Origin of the sequence: Dermacoccus sp. UBA1591, assembly GCF_002322065.1 — a bacterium.
GTDB lineage: Bacteria > Actinomycetota > Actinomycetes > Actinomycetales > Dermatophilaceae > Dermacoccus > Dermacoccus nishinomiyaensis.
Genome location: NZ_DCNR01000009.1, coordinates 1 through 4,619, shown reverse-complemented (window position 1 = coordinate 4,619; position 4,619 = coordinate 1). Strand labels below are relative to the sequence as shown.

Sequence of the window (4,619 nt, the reverse complement as noted above, 5' to 3'; positions counted from 1 at the left end):
AAACCCAGGGCGCTTCACTCTTCCTCGAAGCGAAGAAGGCCCCACGTGCGCTCAGGTGCCATGCTCGTCGGGGGCAAAGCTTGTACGGCACAAACTTTGGTTTCGCGTGCGCAGGTGCGCTTGCACGAGCAGGTGTGACCTCGTCCTAGCGTGCGAGTACATGGCGATGGAGTCTCAATCGCGATCGACCGGAAGCCCCGGCGCCGGGTGACGGCAGACCTTGGGAGCCACAGCTCCCAAGGTTCGAGCCCCAGCGCCGGGAGGCGTTCACGCCGGGTCGATCCGACTCTCTGCGGCGATGTCCGCGAACTCGAGCAGTTCGGCGGCGCACGCTCGCATGTCGTCCACGGTGTCGGTGACCATGCGCTCGACAGCATCGACGGTCGGCGCCGACATGACGTGCGAGACGTCCGCGTAGTCCTCGAACTGCTGCAGGTCGAAGAAGCGGCCGGGGCGCACGTGCATGCGTACAAGGCCGGGCTCATTGGGGTCGCGTATCCATCCGTCGCCGAGGTCGTGGGCGGCCTCGAGCGGCGCGGTGTGTTCCTGGCACCAGGGCACTCGGCAGGCGCGCACGTCCTCGAACGTCGTGGTGGTGGTCGTCATGGTCGTGCCTTTCGGTGGGGGGTGGGCTCAGGTGTCACGTTTGTTACACCTGCGCGTTCAGGCTTCTTCGTCGGTGGCGACGCGCTCGAAGCGTCCGTCGCGGTGTTCGACGATGACGCGGCCGAGGTCGACGAACACGGCGCGAGCGTCGGGGAAGTGCGCGATCTTGAGCGCGTGGCGGGTGGCGTCCATCGCATCGAACGCGGCAGTGACGGCGCGGGCGTCCCACGGGCTCGCGGTGCCTGCGATGGTGCGCTCGAGCAGCGTCTCGGTGGCGTCGTTGTGCGCCACGGCGAGGCTCACGAGGCGCGCGGCGTCCTGCGCGGCGCTCATGCGGCCCACCCCTCAGGGGCGTCGGTAGTGGCGACGACCTTTCCGCTGTCAGAGGGAAGGTCGATGACCTCACCAGTGGCTACGTCACCGACGAGCACGCCGCTGTTACGGGTTCCGTACTACCGGATTCGTGAATAGCCGCCGGCGGCATCGTCTCGAAGTGGTGCACCCACAGCAGCAGCGGCACCACGGCCATAGCCGCGAAGGGTGCGAGGTGGTCGCATAGGGCGCACCACACATCTAGAATCGGGTTCACGTTCAGCACTCCCATGCTGTTCGTCACGACCCCGGAGGCTGCAACCTCGCGGGGTCTCCACTTAGTCGGGGGTATTACGCGGCACAGCGCTTTGCCTGACGCTCAATCACCGCGCCACCACCTGAAATCCGCACAGCGCTAACGCGTTCTTAGTGCGCAACTACCTCGACTGAGAATCCTCGACTGAGAGTCGTGGACGAGGCGCGAGGCGTTCGCAGCCTCGCGCACGACGCCACTGGCCCACATCCACTCGAGTGGATGTGGGCCAGTGGCGTGTATGCCGTGTTAAAGGGCCCTCGTTCAAGAAGTCTGGGCGTAGGGAAAACGCAGATATCCGCGACCTTAACGGGTCGAACGCCCGACCATCCGGCACACCGGACGAGCCAGAACGTCTGACGCACCGCGGGACCCACGCTCGAAGGGCCCCGCGGCGACGTCAGCTCCGTGCCCCGAACGCTGAGCGGGGCAGCAGCCACGCCCGCAGGCGAGCGCCGACGGAGGCGTCGGAGCGTGCTGCGCGCGTCACGCGTTCGGTCGTGGCAGCCATGCCCCGCGCAGGCGTCGGAGCGTAGCGCGAGTTCTCGATCGAGTGTGCCGCGCGTTCGACGGCTTGGACGAGGTGCGTCGACGCGCGCGGGTTGTCGTCGGCGAACCGGCCGGCCGCTTCCTGTGGGGATCGCTCGGTCGTGATGACGTACCCGAGGTCGCGCAGGTTCCACACCATGCGGTGCCACAGCGCCTCGTCACGCTCGCGGGGCTCACGTGCCTGACGCACCGGGCGGTTGCGTCGCCACCAACCGAGCAGCGGCAATGCGCCGAGCAGGGCGATGACGGCCAGTGCGCCGAGCAGCGTCAGCAGGACGCGACCAAGAACGCCGTCGTCGTGGGGCGTCACCGGCGCGCCGTGCGAGGTCGACCTCGACGTCTGCGTCGTCGATGGGGCAACCGAACGAGTGGACGGCACGGGCGCGCTCGAGCTCGTCGTCGGGGCGCTCGACGACGACTTCGTCGCCGACGGGCTCGTCCGTGCGTAGGCCGGGGCGGCGCCCGAGCGCGAACCGGGCGTCGGCTCGAACCGCGTCCACCCCATGCCGGGGAAGTACAGCTCCGGCCAGGCGTGCGCGTCCGCGGCGCGGACCTCGTACTCGTTGCCCCGCTTCGTGCCGGGAAGGAATCCGATCGCGACGCGCGCCGGGATGCCGAGCGAGCGCGCGCTCATCACCATCGCGGTGGCGTACTGGGTGCAGTAACCCTGCTTCGTCTCGAGGAAGTTGGACAGGGGGTCGAGCTGCGCGCCGTCGACGGTGCGGGTCGGGGCGAGCGTCAGCGAGTACGTGTAGGACGGGTCGGTGCGCAGGTGGTTCTGGATGGCGACGGCCTTGTCGAAACGCGAGGTCGCATCCCCGGCGCCGGAGGCGGTGAGCAGCGCGTCGATCCGCGTGCGGGCCGCCTGCGGCAGCGAGGCGACGTCGAGGTCGTCCTGCGTCACCCCACCGGTTCCGGCGCTGACGGCCGAGTCGTCGACGGGGCGCGCTGCCGCCGTGAACGTCCGGAAGATGACGGCGTACGCGGGCACCTGAGCGGCGAGGTGCGGCACGCCGGTCGTCGTTCCGACGTCGAAGGTGTCGTGGCCCTGGCCGAAGGCGGCGGCGCGCAGCGTCGTCGGCGCGGCGATGAACGGCGGCTTCATCGCGTTGAGCGTGACGGTGGCCTGCGAGCTCGTCGTCGGCACGGCCGGGTCGTAGCCGAGCGCCGGGAACTCGCTGTTGGCCTTCACCTTCGTCGTCGGCTCGTTCGTGCGGGCGCGCCACTGGCCGTCCGCGTACGTCGAGCTCGTCGTCACCCGGAGCGGGCCGGGCTGTGAGTCCTCGGTCGTGTAGGTGAGGACGGGCGCCGCGTTGCGCGAGGACAGATCATTGCTCAGGTCGAGCGATGTCGAGAAGTCCACGCTCGTGTCGACGCCCCGGGCCCCACCCTCGGCGAGAGCCGGAGTCGCGCGGGTCGGCACGTGCCCCGACAGGGCGGCGGCGCCGGCCACGGCCAGCACCGTCACGGCGGCGAAGACGGGCGCACCCGTCAACGTGCGGGAACGACTCGTGCTCAGCCACATCAGGAGCGCCCACGCGGCTGCGGCAGCAGCGAAGTAGGGCAGCGGCAACGTCTGACCGAGCGCCGTCGTCGCGAGCACGAACGGCGCCGCGACGGGCAGCACGGTGGCGGCCGGCAGCTTCGAGGTGCCCCCGACGTAGTCGACGACGAGGGCGACGAGCGCGGCGCCGAGCGTCAGCGCGGCGATGACGCCGGCGACGGCCGGCAGGGGAGCGACGGAGGAGTTCGCGACCTTCTGCGCCTCGTGGCCGGCGTCCCGCAGAGCGGACGGGGTCGGGGAGACCCCGTGCGCGGCGAGCGCCGCGAGTGGCGAGACCATGACGGCCGCCGCCTGCGCGAGCACGATGAGCCAGGAACGTGCACCCACGCGTCGCAGCCCGGCGCCGATCGCCCACATGACGAGCGCGGCCACGACGATCGGCACGCCGACGCTGTCGGCCTTCGACAGCTCGACGAGGGGCCAGCAGGCGCTCAGGCACAGCAGCCCCAGGGCGACCTCGGCGAGGATGCGGCGGGTGGTCATCGAGCTCCTTCGGCGGGGGCGGTGGTGACGGGGCGCGCCTCGGGAACCGTGTGTGTGCTCCACCCGTCGGCGTCGAGGCGGGCGCGCATCGACGTCACGGCATCGGGTGATCCGGCGACGAACGCCTCACCCCCGGACGGCGCCGGCCCCAGTGAGCCCGCGGTGTCGGCGTGGACGAAGACGACGTGCGCGGACGCGGCGTCGTCGACGAGGGGGCAATCACCCGCGACGGCGAGGGCGTCCATCGCGTCGTGGAGATCGCGGTAGGTCTCGGCGCCGACCCGCAGCGCGAACGGCTGGTGCGCGCGGGCGCGTGCACTCAGCCACGAGGCGCAGGCTTCGACGAGGCCTTCCCATCCGGCGTCGACACCCGGGGTCTCGACGTGCCCGACGAGCCGGGCACGGGCGGTCTCGTCGGTCGGTGGGTCGAGCTGGCGGACGATGAGTTCACCGCGGCGAGCGGTGGCGGGCCAGTGCACGAGGCGCATGTCGTCACCGCGCACGTACTGGCGCACGCTCGCCCCGACCTCGCCGCCGAAGGCGAGGTGCGATTCGATGCTCGAGTCGCCGACGAGGCTGCGCTCGCGCTGCGGCGTGAGCGCGACGTCTTGGCGGGGCCACACGCGGATCTCACGGCGCGCGGCGACGTCCCGCGTCAGGTGCGCGAGGCCGAATGGGTCACGCACGACCAGGCGCGTCGGACCGGTGACGAAGCGGCCGCGGTGAGGTGCGCTCACCGCGTATTCGCCGTCGAAGTGGCGCCCCTCGACCGGCCACGACGGCGTCGGGCCG

4 protein-coding genes are annotated in these 4,619 nt (G+C 70.9%); all 4 read right to left on the bottom strand.

The features are described 5' to 3' along the window. Positions 1-267: 267 nt before the first annotated feature. Positions 268-606, bottom strand: a complete 339-nt coding sequence (locus B2284_RS01075) for a hypothetical protein (protein ID WP_136788338.1) — start codon at positions 604-606, stop codon at positions 268-270. 57 nt (positions 607-663) lie between these two features. Continuing rightward, the gene (locus B2284_RS01070) at positions 664-939 is read right to left on the bottom strand and encodes a hypothetical protein (RefSeq protein WP_062256358.1); all 276 of its coding nucleotides are present in this window, start codon (positions 937-939) and stop codon (positions 664-666) included. Positions 940-1,631: 692 nt separating this feature from the next. Then, entirely contained in the window at positions 1,632-3,827 is a 2,196-nt protein-coding gene (locus B2284_RS01065; protein WP_115296347.1) for a transglutaminase TgpA family protein, read from the bottom strand. Beyond that, positions 3,824-4,619: DUF58 domain-containing protein (locus B2284_RS01060; RefSeq protein WP_286697091.1), on the bottom strand; the 796-nt coding region annotated here is incomplete at its 5' end. The genes B2284_RS01060 and B2284_RS01065, both read right to left, overlap by 4 nt.

Bases quoted from the DNA above. Each gene is read 5' to 3' on its own strand.
- B2284_RS01075 (WP_136788338.1), bottom strand. From the start codon at position 606: ATGACGACCACCACCACGACGTTCGAGGACGTGCGCGCCTGCCGAGTG.
- B2284_RS01070 (WP_062256358.1), bottom strand. From the start codon at position 939: ATGAGCGCCGCGCAGGACGCCGCGCGCCTCGTGAGCCTCGCCGTGGCG.
- B2284_RS01065 (WP_115296347.1), bottom strand. From the start codon at position 3,827: ATGACCACCCGCCGCATCCTCGCCGAGGTCGCCCTGGGGCTGCTGTGC.